The sequence below is a fragment of the Nocardioides campestrisoli genome, from assembly GCF_013624435.2.
GTDB classification, from domain to species: Bacteria; Actinomycetota; Actinomycetes; order Propionibacteriales; family Nocardioidaceae; genus Nocardioides; species Nocardioides campestrisoli.
Window position 1 is genome coordinate 1,828,433 of the sequence record NZ_CP061768.1, and the last position, 19,280, is coordinate 1,847,712.

At 73.3% G+C, this 19,280-nt stretch carries 16 protein-coding genes; 9 read left to right on the forward strand and 7 right to left on the reverse strand.

Annotated features, from left to right (window positions below; all coding sequences use genetic code 11):
* Positions 1-15: 15 nt before the first annotated feature.
* A complete protein-coding gene (locus H8838_RS08725; RefSeq protein ID WP_181310715.1) occupies positions 16-2,487 on the reverse strand; it encodes a DNA gyrase/topoisomerase IV subunit A in 2,472 nt (823 codons plus the stop codon).
* A 77-nt stretch (positions 2,488-2,564) separates the two neighbouring features.
* On the opposite strand from H8838_RS08725, the gene H8838_RS08730 reads away from it, so the two are divergent.
* Genes H8838_RS08730 through H8838_RS08745 form a run of 4 tightly spaced genes read left to right on the forward strand, consistent with a single transcriptional unit; the run spans position 2,565 to position 7,677 of the window.
* Positions 2,565-5,273, forward strand: coding sequence for a bifunctional acetate--CoA ligase family protein/GNAT family N-acetyltransferase (locus tag H8838_RS08730; protein WP_185994847.1), 2,709 nt, complete (start codon positions 2,565-2,567; stop codon positions 5,271-5,273).
* 25 nt (positions 5,274-5,298) lie between these two features.
* The gene (locus tag H8838_RS08735) at positions 5,299-5,922 is read left to right on the forward strand and encodes a sulfotransferase family 2 domain-containing protein (RefSeq protein ID WP_181310717.1); all 624 of its coding nucleotides are present in this window, start codon (positions 5,299-5,301) and stop codon (positions 5,920-5,922) included.
* A 22-nt stretch (positions 5,923-5,944) separates the two neighbouring features.
* A complete protein-coding gene (locus H8838_RS08740) occupies positions 5,945-6,544 on the forward strand; it encodes a DUF5998 family protein (protein ID WP_181310718.1) in 600 nt (199 codons plus the stop codon).
* Positions 6,541-7,677 carry an alkaline phosphatase family protein gene (locus H8838_RS08745; protein ID WP_185994846.1) on the forward strand — a complete coding sequence of 379 codons (1,137 nt, stop codon included), beginning with the start codon at positions 6,541-6,543 and terminating at the stop codon, positions 7,675-7,677. The genes H8838_RS08740 and H8838_RS08745 overlap by 4 nt, the downstream gene beginning before the upstream one ends.
* A gap of 21 nt (positions 7,678-7,698) precedes the next feature.
* On the opposite strand, the gene H8838_RS08750 is transcribed toward H8838_RS08745, so the two are convergent.
* Entirely contained in the window at positions 7,699-9,255 is a 1,557-nt protein-coding gene (locus H8838_RS08750; protein WP_185994845.1) for an MDR family MFS transporter, read from the reverse strand.
* 185 nt (positions 9,256-9,440) lie between these two features.
* Positions 9,441-10,094: a thymidine kinase gene (locus H8838_RS08755; protein WP_185994844.1), complete on the reverse strand. Its 654-nt coding sequence runs from the start codon at positions 10,092-10,094 to the stop codon at positions 9,441-9,443.
* 92 nt (positions 10,095-10,186) lie between these two features.
* On the opposite strand from H8838_RS08755, the gene H8838_RS08760 reads away from it, so the two are divergent.
* Both H8838_RS08760 and H8838_RS08765 read left to right on the forward strand, forming a co-directional pair.
* A complete protein-coding gene (locus H8838_RS08760; RefSeq protein WP_181310722.1) occupies positions 10,187-11,197 on the forward strand; it encodes an aldo/keto reductase family protein in 1,011 nt (336 codons plus the stop codon).
* Positions 11,194-12,015, forward strand: coding sequence for a sulfurtransferase (locus H8838_RS08765; RefSeq protein ID WP_185994843.1), 822 nt, complete (start codon positions 11,194-11,196; stop codon positions 12,013-12,015). The genes H8838_RS08760 and H8838_RS08765 overlap by 4 nt, the downstream gene beginning before the upstream one ends.
* On the opposite strand, the gene H8838_RS08770 is transcribed toward H8838_RS08765, so the two are convergent.
* Both H8838_RS08770 and sepH read right to left on the reverse strand, forming a co-directional pair.
* Positions 11,984-12,844, reverse strand: coding sequence for an MOSC domain-containing protein (locus H8838_RS08770; protein WP_185994842.1), 861 nt, complete (start codon positions 12,842-12,844; stop codon positions 11,984-11,986). The two genes, H8838_RS08765 and H8838_RS08770, sit on opposite strands and share 32 nt — an antisense overlap.
* 13 nt (positions 12,845-12,857) lie before the next feature.
* Entirely contained in the window at positions 12,858-13,856 is a 999-nt protein-coding gene (gene sepH / locus H8838_RS08775; protein ID WP_185994841.1) for a septation protein SepH, read from the reverse strand.
* A 160-nt stretch (positions 13,857-14,016) separates the two neighbouring features.
* On the opposite strand from sepH, the gene H8838_RS08780 reads away from it, so the two are divergent.
* Positions 14,017-14,649 carry a trimeric intracellular cation channel family protein gene (locus H8838_RS08780; protein ID WP_181310886.1) on the forward strand — a complete coding sequence of 211 codons (633 nt, stop codon included), beginning with the start codon at positions 14,017-14,019 and terminating at the stop codon, positions 14,647-14,649.
* Positions 14,650-14,675: 26 nt separating this feature from the next.
* Here the strand turns inward: H8838_RS08780 and H8838_RS08785 are convergent, their stop codons facing one another.
* Both H8838_RS08785 and H8838_RS08790 read right to left on the reverse strand, forming a co-directional pair.
* On the reverse strand, positions 14,676-15,983 hold the full coding sequence (locus H8838_RS08785; protein ID WP_185994840.1) for a D-arabinono-1,4-lactone oxidase: 1,308 nt from the start codon (positions 15,981-15,983) through the stop codon (positions 14,676-14,678).
* A gap of 19 nt (positions 15,984-16,002) precedes the next feature.
* Positions 16,003-17,214, reverse strand: a complete 1,212-nt coding sequence (locus tag H8838_RS08790) for an MFS transporter (RefSeq protein ID WP_185994839.1) — start codon at positions 17,212-17,214, stop codon at positions 16,003-16,005.
* Between the two features lie 35 nt (positions 17,215-17,249).
* Here H8838_RS08790 and H8838_RS08795 point away from each other — a divergent pair, with 35 nt between their 5' ends.
* Positions 17,250-18,350: a ferrochelatase gene (locus H8838_RS08795; RefSeq protein ID WP_181310728.1), complete on the forward strand. Its 1,101-nt coding sequence runs from the start codon at positions 17,250-17,252 to the stop codon at positions 18,348-18,350.
* Complete coding sequence (locus H8838_RS08800) at positions 18,347-19,189, forward strand: inositol monophosphatase family protein (protein ID WP_185994838.1); 843 nt, start codon at positions 18,347-18,349, stop codon at positions 19,187-19,189. Before H8838_RS08795 ends, H8838_RS08800 begins: the two co-directional genes overlap by 4 nt.
* Positions 19,190-19,280: the final 91 nt, after the last annotated feature.

Consider the following 19,280-nt stretch of genomic DNA (forward strand, 5'->3'; position numbering starts at 1 on the left):
ACGGCCGAAGCGCGCTCAGGCATCGGCGCCCACTCCCGGCTGCCGGGCCACCGGGGCGGCCACGGCGACCACCGGGATGCTCCCGGGCGTCCCGGAGCCGTCGCGTCGGCCGTCGGCCGGGGGCAGCTCCACCGGAGCTCCGCTGGCGGCGGCGGCCCGGGCGGGAGCGGGGCCGGCCCAGGCGAGGACCAGGGCGTCCTCGCCCCTCAGGAACCGGTGGCAGCGCACCCCGCCGGTCGCCCGGCCCTTGGCCGGGTACTCGGTGAACGGGGTGACCTTGACCGAGCCGGGCTCGGTGCCCGGGAGCGCGGTCGAGGAGCCGGAGGCGGTGACCACCACCGCGTCCTCGCCCTCGAGCGCGCCGAACCACACGACCTCCGCCCCGGCGTTCAGCCGGATGCCCGCGATCCCGCCGCCGGCCCGTCCCTGGGGTCGGACCCCGTCGGCGCCGAAGTGCAGCAGCTGGGCGTCGGAGGTGATGAAGCACAGCTCCTCGGTGCCGGTGGCGAGCTGCAGGGCGCCGACCACCTCGTCGCCGTCCTTGAGGGAGATGACCTCCCACTCGTCGCGGTTGAGGACCTCGGGGTTGACCCGCTTCACCACTCCGTGCCGGGTGCCCAGGGCGAGCCCGGGACCGTCGTCGGTCAGGGTGGTGAGCGCGAGCGGGCGCTCGTCGGCCTCGAGCTGGAGCACCTCGGCGAGCGGGAGCCCGCCCTGCAGGTTGGGGTCGTTGGCCGAGGGCGGCAGGACCGGCATGTCCAGCACCTGGGTCCGCAGCACGCGCCCCCGCGAGGTCAGCACCCCGATCTCACCGCGCGCGGTGGTGCGCACGGCGGAGACCACCGCGTCGTGGTTGGCCCGGCCGCCGCCCTGCCCCGGGATCTCGGCGTCCTGCGAGCGGGCCAGCAGGCCGCTGGAGGAGAGGAAGGCGAAGCACGGGTCGTCGGGGATCTCCACCGAGGCGCTCGCGGCGCTCACCGACGTACCGGCGGAGGCCAGCAGCACCGTCCGTCGGGGGGTGCCGAAGGTCTTGGCGACCTCGGCCAGCTCGTCGGAGACCACCTCGCGCAGGCGCTGCTCGTCGTTGAGGATCGCGTCCAGCGCCTCGATCTGCTCCTGCAGCTCGGTCTTCTCCTTGTCGAGCTCGAGCGTGGAGAACTTCGTGAGCCGGCGCAGCGGCATGTCCAGGATGTACTCGGCCTGGATGGTGGTGAGGTCGAAGACCGACATCAGCCGCTCCTTGGCCGCGGCGGCGTTGTCGCTGGTGCGGATCAGCTGGATCACCTCGTCGATGTCGAGGATGGCCAGCAGCAGGCCCTCCACCAGGTGCAGCCGGTCGGCGGCCTTGCCGCGCCGGTAGGCCGACCGTCGGCGGACGACGTCGAGCCGGTGGGCCAGGTAGACCTCGAGCATCTCCTTGAGCCCCAGCGTGCGGGGCTGGCCGTCGACCAGGGCGACGGCGTTGATGCCGAAGGACTCCTCCAGGGGGGTGAGCTTGTAGAGCTGCTCGAGCAGGGCCTCGGGGACGAAGCCGTTCTTGACCTCGATCACCAGCCGCAGCCCGTTGGTCCGGTCGGTGAGGTCCTTGATGTCGGAGATGCCCTGGATCTTCTTGGACTGGACCAGGACCTTGATCCGCTCCACGACCCGCTCGGTGCCGACGCCGTAGGGCATCTCGGTGACCACGATCCCCTTCCTGCGCGGGGTGACCGACTCGATCCGGGCGGTGGCCCGCATCTTGAAGCTCCCGCGCCCGGTGGCGTAGGCGTCGCGCACCCCGTCGAGCCCGACGATCTTGCCGCCGGTGGGCAGGTCGGGGCCCGGGATGAAGCGCATCAGGTCGTCCAGGTCGGCCTTGGGCTTCTTGATCAGGTGCCGCAGCGCCTGCACCACCTCGACCAGGTTGTGCGGGGCGATGTTGGTGGCCATGCCGACGGCGATGCCCGTGGCCCCGTTGACCAGCAGGTGCGGGATCGCCGCGGGCAGCACCGACGGCTCCAGCTCGCGGGAGTCGTAGTTGGGCTTGAAGTCGACGGTGTCCTCGTCGAGGGAGCCGGTCATCGCGACCGCGGCCGGGGCCATGCGGCACTCGGTGTAGCGCATGGCGGCGGGGGAGTCGTCGGGCGAGCCGAAGTTGCCGTGCCCGTCGACCATCGGCAGCCGCATCGACCACGGCTGGGCCTGCCGCACCAGCGCGTCGTAGATGGCGCTGTCACCGTGCGGGTGCAGCTTGCCCATGACCTCGCCGACCACCCGGGCGCTCTTCACGTGCCCCCGGTCGGGGCGCAGGGACATGTCGTCCATCGTGTAGAGGATCCGCCGCTGCACGGGCTTGAGGCCGTCCCGGGCGTCGGGCAGCGCGCGGGAGTAGATCACCGAGTAGGCGTACTCCAGGAACGAGGTCTTGATCTCGTCGCCGACGTCGATGTCGAGGATGTGCTCCTCGAAGTCGTCGGGAAGTGGGGACTTGGTGCCACGGCGTGCCATGGCGGCATTCTCCCGCCAGGGTCCCGGCTCGCGACGGGAGGGCACGCCGATCTGCCCCGACCGGTTAGATTCTGCGTGTGACCGACGAGCAGCCCGTAGCCACCACGCACGAGCCCCCTCACCACTGGGAGGCCGACGTGCTGCTGCGGGACGGGCGGACCGCGCACATCCGGCCGATCCGCGCCAGCGACGCCGACCTGCTGGTGGAGTTCTACAGCCGGGTCTCGGACGAGTCGAAGTACTACCGGTTCTTCGCGCCCATGCCGAAGCTCTCGGACCGCGACGTGGCGCGCTTCACCCAGGTGGACTACCGCGACCGGGTCGCCTTCGTGCTCCTGGTGGGCGGCCAGATGATCGCGGTCGGCCGCTACGACTCGGTGACCCCCGGTGAGGCGGAGGTGGCCTTCCTGGTGGAGGACAAGCACCAGGGCCGGGGCATCGGCCAGCTGCTGCTGGAGCACCTGGCCCAGGCCGGCCGCGAGTGCGGGATCGAGCGGTTCGTGGCCGAGGTGCTGCCCGACAACCACCCGATGATCCGCACCTTCAAGGACGCCGGCTACCAGGTGGCCAGCCAGTACGACGACGGCGTGGTCAGCCTCGAGTTCTCGATCGACCCGACCGACACCGCCATCGGGGTGATGGAGCAGCGTGAGCACCGCGCCGAGTCCGCCTCCATCGAGAAGTTCTTCAACCCGCGCTCGATCGCGGTCATCGGTGCCAGTCGTCGCCAGGAGACGATCGGTCAGGCGCTGGTCCGCAACCTGGTCCTGGGCGACTTCACCGGGCGGGTCTACGCGGTCAACCCGACCGCGGACGCCGTCTCCGGACTGCCGACGTACAAGTCGGTCACCGAGATCCCCGACGACGTGGACGTCGCGATCGTGGCGGTCCCCGCCGAAGCCGTGCAGGACGTCGTCCTGGACTGCGCCGCCAAGGGCGTGCACGGGCTGGTGGTGATCTCCTCGGGCTTCGCCGAGACCGGCGAGGAAGGGCGGATCCGGCAGCGGCAGCTGGTGGGGCTCTCGCGCTCCTACGGCCTGCGGCTGATCGGCCCCAACTGCCTGGGCGTGATCAACACCGCCCCGGAGGTCTCCCTCAACGCCTCGCTCTCCTCGGTGATGCCGCCGCGCGGCCGCGCCGGGTTCTTCTGCCAGTCCGGAGCGCTGGGCTCGGCGATCCTGGAGAAGGTCAACAACCGGGGCCTGGGGCTGACCACCTTCGTCAGCGCCGGCAACCGCGCCGACGTCTCGGGCAACGACCTGCTCCAGTACTGGGAGGAGGACGAGTCCACCGAGGTGGTCCTGCTCTACCTGGAGTCGATCGGAAACCCCCGCAAGTTCTCCCGGATCGCGCGCCGGGTCTCCCGGCGCAAGCCGATCATCGCGGTCCGCTCCGGCCGCACCACCCAGGGTGTGCCGATGGGGCACGCGGTCCGGCGGATCGCCGCGCCCTCGCAGTCGGTCGACGCGATGTTCCGGCAGGCGGGCGTGATCCAGGTCGACGCCCTGGAGGAGATGTTCGACGTCGCCCAGCTGCTGGCCCACCAGCCGTTGCCGCGAGGTCGCCGGGTCGCGGTCGTGGGCAACTCCGACGCGCTGGGGCTGCTGGCCGCCGACGCGGCCGCGGGCGCCGGCCTGGTGGTCAACAAGCAGGTCGCCCTGGGCGCCGAGGCCGGGGCCGAGGACTTCGAGGACGCGCTGGACGCGGCCATCGACGACCCCGACGTCGACGCCGTCGCCGCGATCTACATCCCGCCGCTCAACGTCTCCGGCGAGGACGTGGCCAACGTGCTGGCCGCCATCGGGGAGCAGTCGGACAAGCCCCTGGTCACCACCTTCCTGGGAGCCGAGGGCGTGCCCGAGCTGCTGCGCGTGCCCGACGCCGCCGGCTCCACCGCCGGTCGCGGCTCGGTCCCCTCCTACCCGGCCGTGGAGGCCGCGGTCCGGGCGCTGGCCCGGGTGGTGGAGTACGCGATGTGGCTGCGCAGCCCCGACACCCCGCCCTCGGACGCCGAGCTGGTCGACCGGCCGGCTGCGAAGAAGCTGGTCAGCCAGCTGCTGATCAAGCACCCCGACGGCCACGACCTCGGGGACGAGGACCTGCACACCCTGCTGGGGGCGTACGGCATCGACCTGTGGCGCACCTACCCGGTCGCGGACCTGCCGGAGGCGCTCGAGGCGGGGGAGGAGCTCGGCTGGGACGTCGTGCTCAAGGCGACCGCGGTGCACCTGCGGGACCGGCCGGACCTGGCCCACGTGTGGCGCAACATCGACTCCGCCGCGGAGATGGAGGACGCCTGGCACACGCTCCGGGAGGTGATCAGCGACCCGGGGTCGGCCGGCTTCGTGGTTCAGCGCAACGCCCCGCCCGGCGTGCCGGTGGCCGTCGCCAGCATCGAGGACCCGCTCTTCGGGCCCGTGGTCTCCTTCGGGATCGGCGGCCCGATGACCGAGCTCCTGCAGGACCGGGCCTTCCGGATCCCGCCGCTGGCCGAGCACGACGCCCAGGACATGGTCCGGGAGATCAAGGCCTCGCCGCTCCTCTTCGGCTACCGCGGCAGCGAGATCGTGGACGTCGAGGAGGTCGAGCGGATCGTGCGCCGGGTGGCCCAGCTGCAGCACGACCTCCCGCAGGTGCGCTCGCTGTCGCTGCCCCTGGTGCTCGCCGGCCGGGACGGCTGCTCGGTGCTGGGCGCGTCCTGCCGGATCGAGCCGGTCGCGGACCCGCGGTCGGACTGGTTCGTGCGCCGGCTCTCGATGATGCCCGGAGACACCCTGCCGGACTGAGTCCGGCGCCCACTAGGATCGCCGCGTGCTGGTCTGCGACGCTCACCGCTTCCTCTTCGTGCACGTGCAGAAGACCGGCGGTGTCAGCGTGGAGCACCTGCTGCGTCCGCAGCTGCCCGAGGTCCGCACCCTCGACGGGTTGAGCCGGCACGCCCGGCTCGACCGGATCCTGCGCGCCGAGCCGGGCCTGGCCGACTACTGGACCGTCGGGTTCGTGCGCAACCCGTGGGCCCGGCTGCTCTCCTGGTACGGGATGGTGCAGCGCTTCCGCAGGCTGGCCGACAAGGGATCGCCGAAGGCGCAGGGGTTCCTCACCGGCGGAGGGTTCATGGCCGGGGTGGCCCGGAACTACCCGGACTTCGAGGCCTTCGTGCTCAAGGGCCCCGACGACTGGAAGCGGCTGCGCACCCCCCAGGTCGCCTACCTGCGTACGCCCACCCGGCAGGCGGACTTCGTCGGCCGGACGGAGAGCTTCGACGACGACGTACGCCGGGTGATGCTGCACCTGGGCCTGGACGCGCCCGCGGCCATCCCGCGCAACAACGCCGCCCCGCCGCGGGACTACCGCACCGAGTTCACCCCGCTGATGCGCGACCGGGTCGCGGAGGTCTTCGCGGACGACCTCGAGGCGTTCGGGTATGTCTTCTGAGCGGCATGACAGACTGCCTCCCATGCGGAGCAGGACCCCTGGTCACACCACGGACGAGAAGGACCACGGTCGCCGGTTGCGGCAGGCGATCGAGCGGACCGGCTACTACCCGGAGGTGGTCAGCGACGGCGTCTTCGCCGCCCTCGGCGGCGAGCGGGTCTCGGCCTTCTACGTCCACCACGAGCCGACCTTCGAGCGCGACGAGGTGCGCCGCCATCTCACCGTGGTGGTGCTGACCCCCACGAGGCTGCTGCTGGCGCACACCGACGAGCACCCCGGCGACGACCTGCTCCCGGAGCCGCACACCTCGACGTCCACCGAGGCGATCACGCTCTCCTCGATCCGTTCGGTGGTCGTCACCCGAATGGTCACCAACCCCAGCTCCGGGCCCGCCCCGGCGGCCGAGGCGGTGCTCACCATCGGGTGGGGCGGGGTCTCCCGGATCGACCTGGAGCCCGCCAGCTGCGCCGACCCCCAGTGCGACGCCGACCACGGCTACACCGGGGTGCTGGCCGGCGACGACTTCTCCCTGCGGGTCTCCGCGGCCGCCGAGGGCCGGGACGCGGTCACCGGGCTGCTGGAGTTCGCCGAGGAGCTCTCCGCGCGGACCCGGGGCGCATGACGCCCGAGGGGTTCCTCGCTCCCGAGTACGGCTCGCGCACGCTCAGCGACGTGGTGCCCGCGGTCGCCAGGTCCCTGGGCGCGCCCCTGGGCGGTTCCCCGGGCGAGGGCGGCGTCGCGCTGGTCCTGCCGCCCGCCCCGGCGTACGTCGTCTTCCTGGTCGACGGTCTCGGCGCGGAGCTGCTCCGGCGCTACGAGCACGCGGCGCCCTTCCTCGCCTCGCTCGTCGGCCGTGACTCCGTCGGATCGGCGACCGTGCCCTCCACCACGGCCACCAGCCTCACCTCGTTCGGCACCGGCCTGCCGCCCGGTGCGCACGGCCTGGTCGGCTACACCTCGCGGATCCCGGGGACCGACCGACTTCTCAACGGCCTCACCTGGGACTCCGGGGTCGACCCGCGGGAGTGGCAGCCCCACCCCACCGCGTTCGCCCGGATGAGCGCCGCCGGAGTCTCGGTGACCGTGGTGAACAAGCGCGACTTCGTCACCAGCGGCCTGACCCAGGCCGCCCACCGGGGCGCCGAGTACGTCGGCGCCGACCGGGTGGGAGAGCGGATCGCCGCGGTCCAGGCCGCGTCGGCGGTCCGACCCTCGCTCACCTACGTCTACGACGCCGACCTGGACTGGACCGGCCACAAGTTCGGGGTGGCCTCGACCCAGTGGCTCCAGCAGCTGGCGATGGTCGACGCCGAGGCGGAGCAGATGCGCGAGGCCCTGCCGGGACACGTGCGGATGCTGGTGATCGCCGACCACGGGATGGTCGACAGCCCGCCGGCGTCGCGGATCGACCTGGACGACCGCCTGGAGCTCCGCTCGGGGGTGACCCTGCTCGGCGGCGAGGCACGGTTCCGGCACGTCTACTGCGCCCGCGGGGCGGTGGAGGACGTCGCTGCCACCTGGCGGGAGGTCCTGGGGGATCGTGCGCAGGTGCTGACCCGCGACGAGGTGGTCGCGTCGGGCTGGCTGGGGGCGATCCAGCCGTCCGTGCTACCGCGGATCGGCGACGTCGTAGCCGCCTGCCGAGGGGACGCCGCGATCATCTCCACTGCCGACTTCCCGTACGAGAACCAGATGGTCGGGCTGCACGGCTCCCTGACCCCCGACGAGATGCGGATCCCGCTGCTGCTGGTCTGAGGGCTGGGCGTGCCGCCGCGCTCAGCTCGGTGGCGGCGACTGGTCCTGGCCCGCCTCCTGAGCAGGCGCACCGGACCGGCCGGCCTTGCCGCGTTCGCCACGCTTGAGGCGGGGCAGGAAGAACGCGGGGACCAGGATCAGCGCGGTCAGCGCGAAGGCGACCCAGAAGGCCGAGCCGTAGGCGTCCGCGAGCTCGGGCCCGACGACCTGGCGCGCCCGCGGCGACAGCGAGCTGATCTTGTCGGCGCCGCCGCCCTGGCTGCTGACGCCTTCTGCGCCCATGCGGTCGGCGAACTGCCGCGTGAGCACCGTGACCAGCAGGGCGCTGCCCAGCGAGGCGCCGACCTGCTGGATCGCCGAGAGCGTGGGCGAGGCCCGGGAGACGCGGTCCTTGCTCAGGTGCTGGTAGGCCGAGGAGATGGTCGGCATCATGATCGCCCCCAGACCCATGCCGCGGACGAAGAGTGCGCAGCTGAGCCAGACGTAGGAGGTGTCGATGTCGAGCTGGGTGAACGGCAGGGTCCCGAGCATGGCCAGCGCCACGCCCACCGGCACGACGTACCCGGCGCCGAGGCGGTCGGTGAGCCGCCCGGCGACGACCATCGAGATGATCGCACCGAGCCCCTGCGGGACCAGGAGCAGGCCGGCGTCCAGGGCGCCCTCGCCGCGCACCGTCTGGTAGTAGAGGGGCAGCAGGAGCATGCCGCCGAACAGCCCGATGGCGGTCAGGAAGAGCGCGAGCGCCCCGCTGGCGAAGAGCCGGTCGCCGAGCAGCCGCACGTCGATGATCGAGCGGGCTCCGGCGGCCAGGCTGTGCCAGGTGTAGAGGCCCAGGCCGACCACTCCGCCGGCGAGCGGCCAGAGCACCGTGGGCTCCCCGAAGCCGCCCTTGGAGCTCGCCTCGGAGAGCCCGTAGAGCAGGCTGGCGAGGCTCAGGGACAGCAGGGCCAGCCCCAGCGTGTCGAGCCGTCCCGGGTCGTAGAGATCGCGCTCGCCCGGCAGACGCCACAGGGCGAGCGCCACGGCGAGCACGCCGACCGGCACGTTGACCAGGAAGATCCAGTGCCAGCTGCCGTACTCCACGAGCAGTCCACCGAGCACGGGTCCCAGGATCGGCCCGATCAGCATCGGGACCCCCAGGATCGTCATCGCCCGTCCCATGTTGGCCGGTCCCGCCGCCCGCGCGAGCATCGCCTGACCGGCCGGCAGCAGCATGCCCCCGCCGAGCCCTTGGAGGATGCGGAAGGCGATGAGCGACTCGATCGACCACGCCGTGGCGCAGAGCGCGGAGCCCAACGCGAACAGCGTCACCGCGGTCACCCAGGTCCGCTTGGAGCCGAAGCGGTCCATCGCCCAGCCGGTGATCGGGATGACGATGGCGACGGACAGCAGGTAGCCGGTGACCACCCACTGGGTGTCGGGGAGGGAGGCGTCCAGGTCCCGGCTCAGCGAGTCGAGGGCGACGTTGACGATGGTGCTGTCCAGCACCGGCATGAGCATGCCGGCGATGAGCACGCCCCCGATCTCGATCACCCGACGGTCGAGCTTCTGCGGCTCCTCGGTCGTGCCTGCGGTCATCGACTGCTCCCGCGCTCAGGCGGGCGACGGGCCGGGCTCGCCTCCCACGTCGGACTGGTCTCCCTGGAACGTAGGCGTGCCCCAGCCGAGCGGATAAGGCCGGAGGTCCCGGGCTGCTCGGGCCCGAGTCCTCCTGCCGGGCCGCGCCCGACGCCGGGAGCCGGCCGCGTGCGGGTGGGGGGCGATCAGCCGAACGGCAGCGGCTCCGGGGCCAGGCTGACCGCCTTGGCCCGGGCCGCGGTGAGCCTGCGCCGGTGGTGCTGGCGGCAGAGCACCTCGTAGGCGACGTCCGCCGGGGGCTCGTCGGCGGCCTCGACGTCACCGACCACCACGACCTCGCCCTCGACGACCATCACGCCGTTCTCGGTCCGCGCGTTGTGGGTGGCCCGCTTGCCGCACCAGCACAGGGCCTCGACCTGCAGGACGTTCATCCGGTCGGCGAGCTCCACCAGGCGCGCGGAGCCCGGGAAGAGCACCGTGCGGAAGTCGGTGAGGATGCCGAAGGCGAAGACGTCGATCTGCAGCTCGTCGACCACCTTGGCCAGCTGGTCGACCTGCTCGGGGGTGTAGAACTGGGCCTCGTCGCAGATCAGGTAGTCGATCCGTCCGCCCTGGGTGAGCACCTGGACGACGTACTTCCAGAAGTCGAAGTCCGGGGCGACCTCGAGGGCCTCGTGGGTCAGCCCCAGGCGGCTGGAGAGCACGGCCTGACCGCCGCGGTCGTGGGCGGTGAAGATGCGCCCCACCCGTCCGCGGGTGGCGTGGTTGTGGTTCGTCTGGAGCGCCAGGGTGCTCTTGCCAGAGTCCATGGTCCCGGTGAAGAAGTGCAGTTCCGCCACGGGGCACGATCCTGCCACGCAGACCCGGCACCGGCGCCACCGGTCCCACCCGGGTGCCGCCGCCCGGTTGCGGCCGGGAGTAGCGTCGCGGCATGGAATTCAGGTACCTGGGAAATAGCGGGCTCAAGATCTCCGAGATCACCTACGGCAACTGGCTGACCCACGGGTCCCAGGTCGAGAACGACGTGGCGCGCGAGTGCGTCCGTGCCGCGCTGGACGTGGGGATCACCACCTTCGACACCGCCGACGTCTACGCCAACACCGCGGCGGAGACCGTGCTGGGCGAGGCGCTGAAGGGGGAGCGGCGCCAGTCGCTGGAGATCTTCACCAAGGTCTACTGGCCCACCGGCCCCAAGGGGCACAACGACACCGGGCTCTCGCGCAAGCACATCATGGAGTCGATCGACGGGTCCCTGGAGCGACTGCAGACCGACTACGTCGACCTCTACCAGGCGCACCGGTACGACACCGAGACGCCGTTGGAGGAGACCATGCAGGCCTTCGCCGACATCGTCCGGGCCGGCAAGGCGCTCTACATCGGGGTGAGCGAGTGGACCGCCGACCAGCTGCGCGCCGGCGCCGCGCTGGCCAAGGAGCTGGGGTTCCAGCTGATCTCCAGCCAGCCGCAGTACTCGATGCTGTGGCGGGTCATCGAGGACGAGGTGGTCCCGGCCAGCCGCGAGCTGGGCATCTCCCAGATCGTCTGGTCGCCGATCGCCCAGGGCGTGCTCACCGGGAAGTACCAGCCTGGTCAGGCGCCGCCGGCCGGCTCGCGGGCCACCGACGAGAAGGGCGGGGCCCAGATGATCCAGCGGTTCATGGACGACCGGACCCTGACCGCCGTCCAGGGGCTGCGCCCGATCGCGGAGTCCCTCGACCTGACCATGTCCCAGCTCGCGGTCGCCTGGGTGCTGCAGAACGACAACGTGGCCTCGGCACTCGTCGGCGCCTCGCGCCCCGAGCAGGTGCACGAGAACGTCGCGGCGGCCGGGGTCACCCTGCCGGCGGAGGCGATGACGGCGATCGACGAGGCCCTCGGCGACGTCGTCGTCCGTGACCCCGCGATGACGGCGGAGAACGCGCCGAAGGGCCGCGCGGTGTGAGCCCGCTCGTCTCGGCCGGGGAGCTGGCGACCCTGCTCGGGGCGGTGACGGTCCTCGACGTCCGCTACCGCACCGGGGCCCCGCCGGACGAGACCGGCCTGGCTGCCTTCCGGGCGGGCCACGTGCCCGGAGCGGCGTACGTCGACCTGGACAGCGAGCTCGCTGCCCCGCCCGGCCAGGGCGGTCGTCACCCGCTGCCCGACCCGGGCCTCTTCCAGGACGCGATGAGGCGGGCCGGGGTGAGCGACGGCCGGCCGGTGGTGGTCCTCGACGACTGGCAGGGGCGGGCGGCGGCCCGCGCCTGGTGGCTGCTGCGGCTGCACGGACACCGGGACGTGCAGGTGCTCGACGGGGGACTGGCCGCCTGGCGCGCCCGCGGCGGGGCTCTGGTCACCGGTGGCGAGGAGCCCCCGGAGCCCGGCGACTTCACGGTCGCCGGCGGCTCCGACGGCATGCCGCACGTCGAGGCCGAGGAGCTCTCCGGCGTCGACGTCCTGATCGACGCGCGGGCGCCGGAGCGCTATCGGGGCGAGGTGGAGCCCATCGACCCGGTGGCGGGGCACGTGCCCGGCGCCGTCAACGTGCCCACCGAGACCAACCTCGACGTCTCCGGACGGTTCCGGCCGTCCGAGCAGCTCGCCGCGCTGTACGGGGTGGTGGGGGCGGTCCCGGGTGCGCGGGTCAGCGTCTACTGCGGGTCCGGGGTCACCGCGGCCCACGACGTGCTCGCCCTCGAGGTGGCCGGCGTCTCCGCGGCGCTCTACCCCGGCAGCTGGAGCGAGTGGGTCACCGACCCGACGCGTCCTGTCGAGCGATGACCTCGACCCCGTCGCCCACCGACACGGTGCCGGTGGTCTCCGGGATCAGGTGGACGGCGAACAGGGTCTTCCCCTCGTGGCGCCGGTGCCGGGCCAGGGTGCGCAGCGGCTCCTTGCCGGTGCGCAGGGTGGCGGGGTCGATGGTCGTGATCACGCAGCGGTCCGTGGGCTTGGCCCGGCGGAGCACGACGTCGCCCACGCGGACGCGCAGCCAGTGGTCCTCGGTGAAGGGCTCGTCCCCGTCCACCACCAGGTTGGGCCGGAACCGGTCCATCGGCAGGGGCGCGGGCGGCTCTTCTCCGCGCGCCCGAGCCTCTTCGCGCACCCACTGGTCGAGTCGCGCCAGCGAGGCCTCGGAGGCCACGGTGAGCGGGTAGCCGTCGGCGTAGGCCGTGTGGTCGCCGGGCTCGGAGTGGAGCGGGTTCAGCCGGCGGCGGGTCGGGTCGTCGCACCAGACCAGACGCAGGTCGTCGCGGCCCAGGGCCGCACGCAGCCACGCGTGGGCCTCCGGACCGGCAGCCACCCCGGTGAGCTCGTGCGCGAACAGGCCGACCCGGACCCGGGAACCCGTCGGGTGGGCCAGGTGCAGGTCGGGCAGGGCAGGGTGCCGCAGCCGTAGGTCCGAGGCCAGCTCCGGGTCGGTGCCGGGGGTGTCCGCGACGACGCCCAGGAGCGCGTGCAGCTCGCGCGCGGTCACGACGGTGCCGTCGGCGTCCACCACGACCCAGTCGCGGTCGCCCGCGAGGCCCCGGAGCTGGAGCTGGGCGCTGGCCACCGGGCGGACGGCCGTGCTCTTGACGGGATGGACCCGCAGCGAGGTGATCCGCACGGTCGGCGCGGCCTCAGTCGCCGGTGCCTCCCCCGAACATGATCTCGTCCCAGCTCGGCACCGAGGCGCGGCCCCGGTTCTTCCGCACCGGGCGACGCGGAGCAGCGTCCTTGCTGGGCTTCTCCTCCTGGGCCGGCTCGGGAGACTCGTCCTGGTCGCGCTGCTGGCCCTGGTCGCGCTGGGAGGCGGTCCGGTCCGCCGGAGCCGCCTGGTCGTCGGGGCGTGCGTCGAGGAACGCCTCGACCGGCAGAGCCTCGCTGAGGTCGGCGGTCTCCTCCTCGGGCCGTGCCGGCTCGGTGCGGCCGCCGGCCAGCATCTCGATCGCGTCCTCACCGAGCGGCAGCTCCTCGGCCGGGACCGCGGAGAGGCGCCGCCGGGGAGTGCCGGCAGGGGCGACCGGCTCCTCGGCGCGCGCAGGCCGGGGTGCGAGCTCGCCGACCAGCCAGCGGGCGTCGTCGTCCTCCACGGTCACGTAGTTGCCGGGGATGTCGAAGGTGAAGGTCGCGGTGCCGGTCCGGCCGGGGGAGGAGAAGACCCCGGTGAGCGTCCAGCGGCCGTCCTCGCGCCGGTACGCGTCCCAGTCGACCGAGCCGGGGTCGACGTTCTGGCCGCGCAGGTGAGCGGTGACCGTCTCCTCCAGGGTGCGGCCGCCACCGAGCGACCCGGAGCCCTCCGAGGAGCGACGGCGGACCGAGGAGCGCTGGGCCCGCTCGGCCACGTGCGCGCGCTCGGCGAGCACGGGCGCGGCGTACGGCATGATCTTCTCCACCGTGCTCTGCGCGGCCTCGGCCACGGACTGGGGGCTCTCGCCGGCACGGATGCGGGCCTGGATGTCTCGCGGGCGGATGGCGCTTTCCATTCGAATCTCCAACTGGCCGGGGCGTGGGTCCTCACCGCGCAGAGCGGACCGGAGGGCGGCGTCGACAGCGAGGGTGTGCTCGACACCTGCGTCGTCGACCAGGAGCAACCGCGTGCGGTCACCGCTGAGTCCGACGAGCTTGAGGTGTGCCATCGCCGCTCTGCTCCTGCCCCTGTCAGGCCCCGGACGTGCCGGGGCAGCTCTTCCGGTGTGCCGAGCCTACGCCAGCGCGCACCCGCGCCGGGCGACCACGCGCCCATCGGGTCCGGCGCGCGGCCGCGCGCCTGCTTGCGGCTAGCGTGGGTCCGTGACCATGACCGGGGCGAGCGCGACCGTCTTCGTGGTCCTGGACCTCGTCGGGATCTTCGTCTTCGCCATCTCCGGAGCGCTGCTGGGAGTGCGCAAGGGCCTCGACGTCTTCGGGGTGCTGGTGCTCTCCGGGGCGACCGGCCTGGGCGGCGGCTTCCTGCGCGACGTCCTGATCGGTGCCGCCCCGCCAGCCACCTTGACCGACTGGCGCTACCTCCTGGTCCCCGTCGTGGCGGGCCTCGTCGTCTTCGTCTTCCACCCGACGATCGGGCGCCTGGAGCGGCCGATCAACGTCTTCGACGCCTTCGGCCTGGCGCTCTTCTGCGTCACCGGGGCCGTGAAGGCGCTCGAGTACGGCCTGGGGCCCGTGCCCGCGGCGCTGATGGGAATGGTCACGGCCATCGGCGGGGGAGTGACCCGCGACGTGCTCGCGGGACGCGTCCCGATCGTCTTCCGCGGCGAGCTCTACGCGACGCCCGCGCTGGCCGGCGCCGCGGTGGCGGTGGTGGCGACCCGGCTCGACCAGGGCTGGTGGCTGGTGGTCCCCTTGGCCGCCGGCACCTGCCTGGTCTGGCGGTTGCTGGCGATCTGGCGGTCGTGGCAGGCACCGATGCCGCGCGGGTCCGCCAGCGTCTAGTAGGCCAGCGTCGAGTAGGCCGGCGTCTAGTCGCCCAGCACCCGGCGCAGGTAGGCGTTGGTGAACAGCCGGTCGGGATCCAGCCGGTCGCGCAGGACGAGGAACTCCTCGAACCGGGGATGCAGCAGCGCGAGCCGGTCGGCGTCCAGCGAGTGCAGCTTCCCCCAGTGCGGCCGGCCACCGTGGGCGAGCACCACCTCCTCCATGGCGCGGAAGTACTCGGTGTGGTCCACGCTGCGGGGCACGTGGAAGGCCAGGTAGCAGACCCCCTGGCCGTACGCCGTGGACAGGGGGACGTCGTCGGCCGGCGCCGAGCGGATCTCGACCGGGAACCCGATCCGCCAGTCGTGGGCGTCGATCACCCGGCGCGCTTCCCGCAGAGCCGCCAGACCCGCCTCCCGGGGCACGGCGTACTCCATCTCGCGGAAGCGCACGGTCCGGGTGGAGACGAAGACCCGGTGCGCCACGTCGGAGTAGGTCCGGGCCGAGAGCGCCCGGGAGGCCACCCGGTTGATCGACGGGACCGACGCGGGCCAGTGCGCTCCCGCGGCGGCCAGCACGCCGAAGAGCCGGTTGGAGAGCAGGTCGTCGTCGAGCCGGTGCTGCCAGCCGGGCAGCGGCTCGGCGGCGGAGACCGGGTCGGCCAGCCGGGTGTTGGCCTTGAGCAGGGCGCCGTCGGTGTGCGGGAACCAGTGCACGTCGACGTGGTCGTGGCGCTCGACGAGCTCGTCGTGGGTGGCCAGCAGCTCGTCCCAGCGCACCGGCCGCTCCTCGGCCCGCAGCAGGAACAGCGGCTCGACCCGGAACGTCAGCGTGGTGAGCACCCCGAGCGCACCGAGGCCGATCCTGGCCAGGTCCAGCAGTGCCGGCTCCTGGTCGCTGTCCAGCACCTCGCCGGTGCCGGTGACCAGCTCGAGCCCGGCGAGCTGCGCGGCCAGCCCGGCGGCGTGCCCGCCGCTGCCGTGGGTGCCGGTCGAGACGGCGCCGGCCAGGGTCTGCTCGGCGATGTCGCCCATGTTGTGCAGCGAGAGGCCGAGCAGCTCCAGCGTGCGGTTGAGCTCCTTGAGCGGGGTGCCGGCCAGGGCCGTGACGGTGCCGGCGTCCCGGTCCAGGGAGACGACGCCGCGCAGCCGGTCGGGCCGCAGCAGGGTGTGCTCGGGGGCGGCGATGCCGGTGAAGCTGTGGCCGGTGCCGACCATCTTGACCGGCGTGCGCCTCGCTCGCGCTCGCTCGACGGCGGTGACGATCTCCGACGTCTGCTCGGGGACGAGCACCTGCGTGGGGCGGGTGCGCTCGAGCCCGGCCCAGTTCGTCCATCCGGCCGTCGCGGTCATGGCGGTCAGGCTAGTGGGCTCAGGCGTGGGGGTGCGGCTGGCGCGGCGGCGCGGCGGTGCGCCCGGTGAGCAGCGCCGCCACCGTGCCGGCGGCGCCGGCGACGACCGCCACCAGGAACGCCGCGGAGACGGAGTAGTGGTCGACCACGAACCCGGCGATCGCGGAGCCCGGCGCCACCCCGGCGGTCAGCCCCGTGTGCAGGATGGAGAGCGACTCGGTCAGCCGGTCCTTCGGGGCGGCCTGCTCGGCCATCGAGAGGGTGGCGATCAGCGTGGGGGCGATCGCCAGGCCGCCGACCAGCATGACCAGCGCCATCGCCGGCACGGAGCCGACCGCGGCGACGACCGCCGTGGGCACCATGGTCAGGGTGAGCGCGAGCATCCCCAGCCGCACGCGGAAGACAGGCGGGCGGCGCCAGGCCACCGCGCCCGTGACCAGTCCGGCGACCAGGCTGCCCACCGCCCAGCAGGCCAGCAGCAGGCCGGCGGCGGCGGGGACCCGCTGCTCGTCGGCGAAGGCGATGATCACCACCTCGGCGGCCCCGAAGACCGTGCCCTGGGCGAGACTCACGACGGCCAGCGGGCCGATCACCGACCAGGGCATGGGGGAGTGCGTCAGCGCCCGCCGGCGCCCTCGCGGGGGCGGCTGGGTCGAGCGCTGCCCGGCGTACGCCGCGGTCCCCACCACGCCCACGGCCAGCGCCACCGAGAGCCCCGCCACCGGGTGCCAGAGGCTGGCCAGGGTGGTGATCAGCACCGGTCCGACGGCGAAGACCACCTCGTCCAGCACCGACTCGAGCGCGAACGCGGTCTGCACCTCGTGCGGTCGGTGCAGCTGGTGGGACCACCGGGCGCGCACGCTCGCCCCGACCTGGGGCAGGGAGGCGCCGGCCAGGGCGGCGAACACGTAGGTCAGCGTCCGCGGCCACTCCTGCTCGACCGACAGCATCATCAACGACAGCGCGACCCCGAAGCCGGAGACGGCCGCGGAGAGGACGACGGCCTGACCCAGGCTGTCCAGGAGGCGGCCCTGCAGCATCGCCGCGGCGGCCTGCGCGAGGACGTAGGCCGCCGACACGGTGCCGGCCACCCCGTAGGAGCCGGTCTCGGCCTGGACCAGGAGCACGATGCCCACCCCGACCATCGAGATCGGCAGTCGTGCCACCAGGGCCGCCACGGAGAACCGCAGGGCTCCCGGGTGGCGCAGGACGCGGCGGTAGGAATCCATCATCGTCTCGCAGCCTAGGCCTGCCTACGATGGCGGACATGAGCCAGGTTTCCCCCCCGGATGTCGCCCCCTTCGACGCCCTGCTGCTGCTCTCCTTCGGCGGCCCCGAGAAGCCCGAGGACGTGGTGCCGTTCCTGGAGAACGTCACCCGCGGCCGCGGGATCCCCCGCGAGCGGCTCGAGGAGGTGGGTCAGCACTACTTCCTCTTCGGCGGGCGCTCGCCGATCAACGACCAGAACCGGGCGCTGCTCTCCGCGCTGGCCGAGGACCTGGCGGGGGCCGGGATCGACCTGCCGGTCTACTGGGGCAACCGGAACTGGGACCCCTACCTGGCGGACACGCTGCGCCAGATGGCGGCCGACGGGGTGACCCGGGCGGCCGTGCTGCCCACCTCGGCGTACTCCTCGTACTCCTCGTGCCGCCAGTACCGGGAGAACCTCGCCGACGCGGTGGCCGAGGTGCCGGGCGCCCCCCGGCTCGACCGGCTCCGCCAGTACTTCAACCACCCCGGGTTCGTCGAGCCGGTGGTGGACGCCACCCTCGCCTCACTGGCCGAGCTCGACGACACCGACCGTGACGGCGTCGAGCTGGTCTTCGTCACCCACTCGATCCCCACCGAGATGGCCCGGACGTCCGGTCCCGAGGGCAACGCCTACGTCCAGCAGCACCGCAGCGTGATGGCCGAGGTCGTCGACCGGGTCCGGCAGGAGACCGGGACCCGGCCCCCGCACGAGCTCGTCTACTGCTCCCGCTCCGGCGCCCCGCACGTGCCGTGGCTCGAGCCCGACGTCAACGACCACCTGGAGGCCCTGGCCGCCCGGGGGGTGAAGGCGGTGGTGATGATCCCCATCGGCTTCGTCTCCGACCACATGGAGGTCATCTACGACCTCGACACCGAGGCGATGGCGACCGCGGAGCGCCTGGGCCTGCGCGCGGTCCGGGCGGCCACGCCGGGGGTCGACCCGCGGTTCGTCGCGATGGTGCGCGACCTGCTGGTCGAGCGGGCCGCGGTGGAGCGGGGTGAGGAGCCGGAGCGCGCAGCCGTCGGCTCCCTGGGCCCCTGGCGCGACCTCTGCGCACCGGGGTGCTGCCCGAACCCCCGCGGGCCGCGGCCGGCGCTGTGCGGGATGCCGGAGTGAGCGCGACCCCCGGCGAGCTGCGCGAGGTCGCGGTCCGGGTCGCGGCGGAGGCCGCGGCACTGGTGCGCCGGACCCGTGCCGAGGGCGTGGCGGTCGCTGCCACCAAGTCCAGCGGGGTCGACGTGGTCACCGAGATCGACCGGGCGAGCGAGGCGCTGGTCCGCACCCGGCTGGGGGAGCTGCGGCCCGGGGACGCGGTCCTCGGCGAGGAGGAGGGCGAGCGGGCCGGCAGCACCGGCGTGCGCTGGGTCGTGGACCCGGTCGACGGCACGGTCAACCTGCTCTACGGAATCCCCGAGTACGCCGTCTCGATCGCGGCCGAGGTCGACGGCCAGGTGGTCGCCGGCGCCGTCGTCGACGTCGTCCGGGACGTGGTCTACGCCGCGGCGCTGGGGCAGGGCGCGACCCGGGACGGGGTCCCGCTGCGGGTGCGGCCGGCGGCGCCGGTGGCGGAGCGGCTGGTGCTCACGGGGTTCGGCTACCTGCCCGAGGTCCGCGCCCACCAGGGCGCCTGCGTGGCGCGACTGCTGCCCCTGGTGCGCGACGTACGACGGATGGGCTCCTGCGCCCTGGACCTGTGCCACGTCGCGGAGGGGATCGCCGACGCCTACGTCGAGGAGGGTCCCCAGCCGTGGGACTGGGCCGCGGGGTCCCTGGTGGTCTCCGAGGCCGGCGGCAGGTTCGCCCGGTTGCCGGGCACCGGGCCGGCCGGGAGTCCGGGTACCGACCCGCGCGAGGTGCTGGTGGCCGGACCCGCCGAAGGGTGGGACGAGCTGGTCGATCTTCTGGTCCACACCGGCTTCCTGAACCACGCGAATGCCTCCGGATCCAGGGGCTGATGGCGGGAATAGCTGCGGACTGAGGACCGTTGCGCCGAACACGCGCGTGGCTACCGTGGGACACGGGCCGGGCCAGTAGAGATCCGGCCCC

Coding starts and splice junctions, on each gene's coding strand:
- H8838_RS08725 (WP_181310715.1), bottom strand. CDS start 2,487: ATGGCACGCCGTGGCACCAAGTCCCCACTTCCCGACGACTTCGAGGAG.
- H8838_RS08740 (WP_181310718.1), top strand. CDS start 5,945: ATGCGGAGCAGGACCCCTGGTCACACCACGGACGAGAAGGACCACGGT.
- H8838_RS08745 (WP_185994846.1), top strand. CDS start 6,541: ATGACGCCCGAGGGGTTCCTCGCTCCCGAGTACGGCTCGCGCACGCTC.
- H8838_RS08750 (WP_185994845.1), bottom strand. CDS start 9,255: ATGACCGCAGGCACGACCGAGGAGCCGCAGAAGCTCGACCGTCGGGTG.
- H8838_RS08760 (WP_181310722.1), top strand. CDS start 10,187: ATGGAATTCAGGTACCTGGGAAATAGCGGGCTCAAGATCTCCGAGATC.
- sepH (WP_185994841.1), bottom strand. CDS start 13,856: ATGGCACACCTCAAGCTCGTCGGACTCAGCGGTGACCGCACGCGGTTG.
- H8838_RS08780 (WP_181310886.1), top strand. CDS start 14,017: ATGACCGGGGCGAGCGCGACCGTCTTCGTGGTCCTGGACCTCGTCGGG.
- H8838_RS08785 (WP_185994840.1), bottom strand. CDS start 15,983: ATGACCGCGACGGCCGGATGGACGAACTGGGCCGGGCTCGAGCGCACC.
- H8838_RS08790 (WP_185994839.1), bottom strand. CDS start 17,214: ATGATGGATTCCTACCGCCGCGTCCTGCGCCACCCGGGAGCCCTGCGG.
- H8838_RS08795 (WP_181310728.1), top strand. CDS start 17,250: ATGAGCCAGGTTTCCCCCCCGGATGTCGCCCCCTTCGACGCCCTGCTG.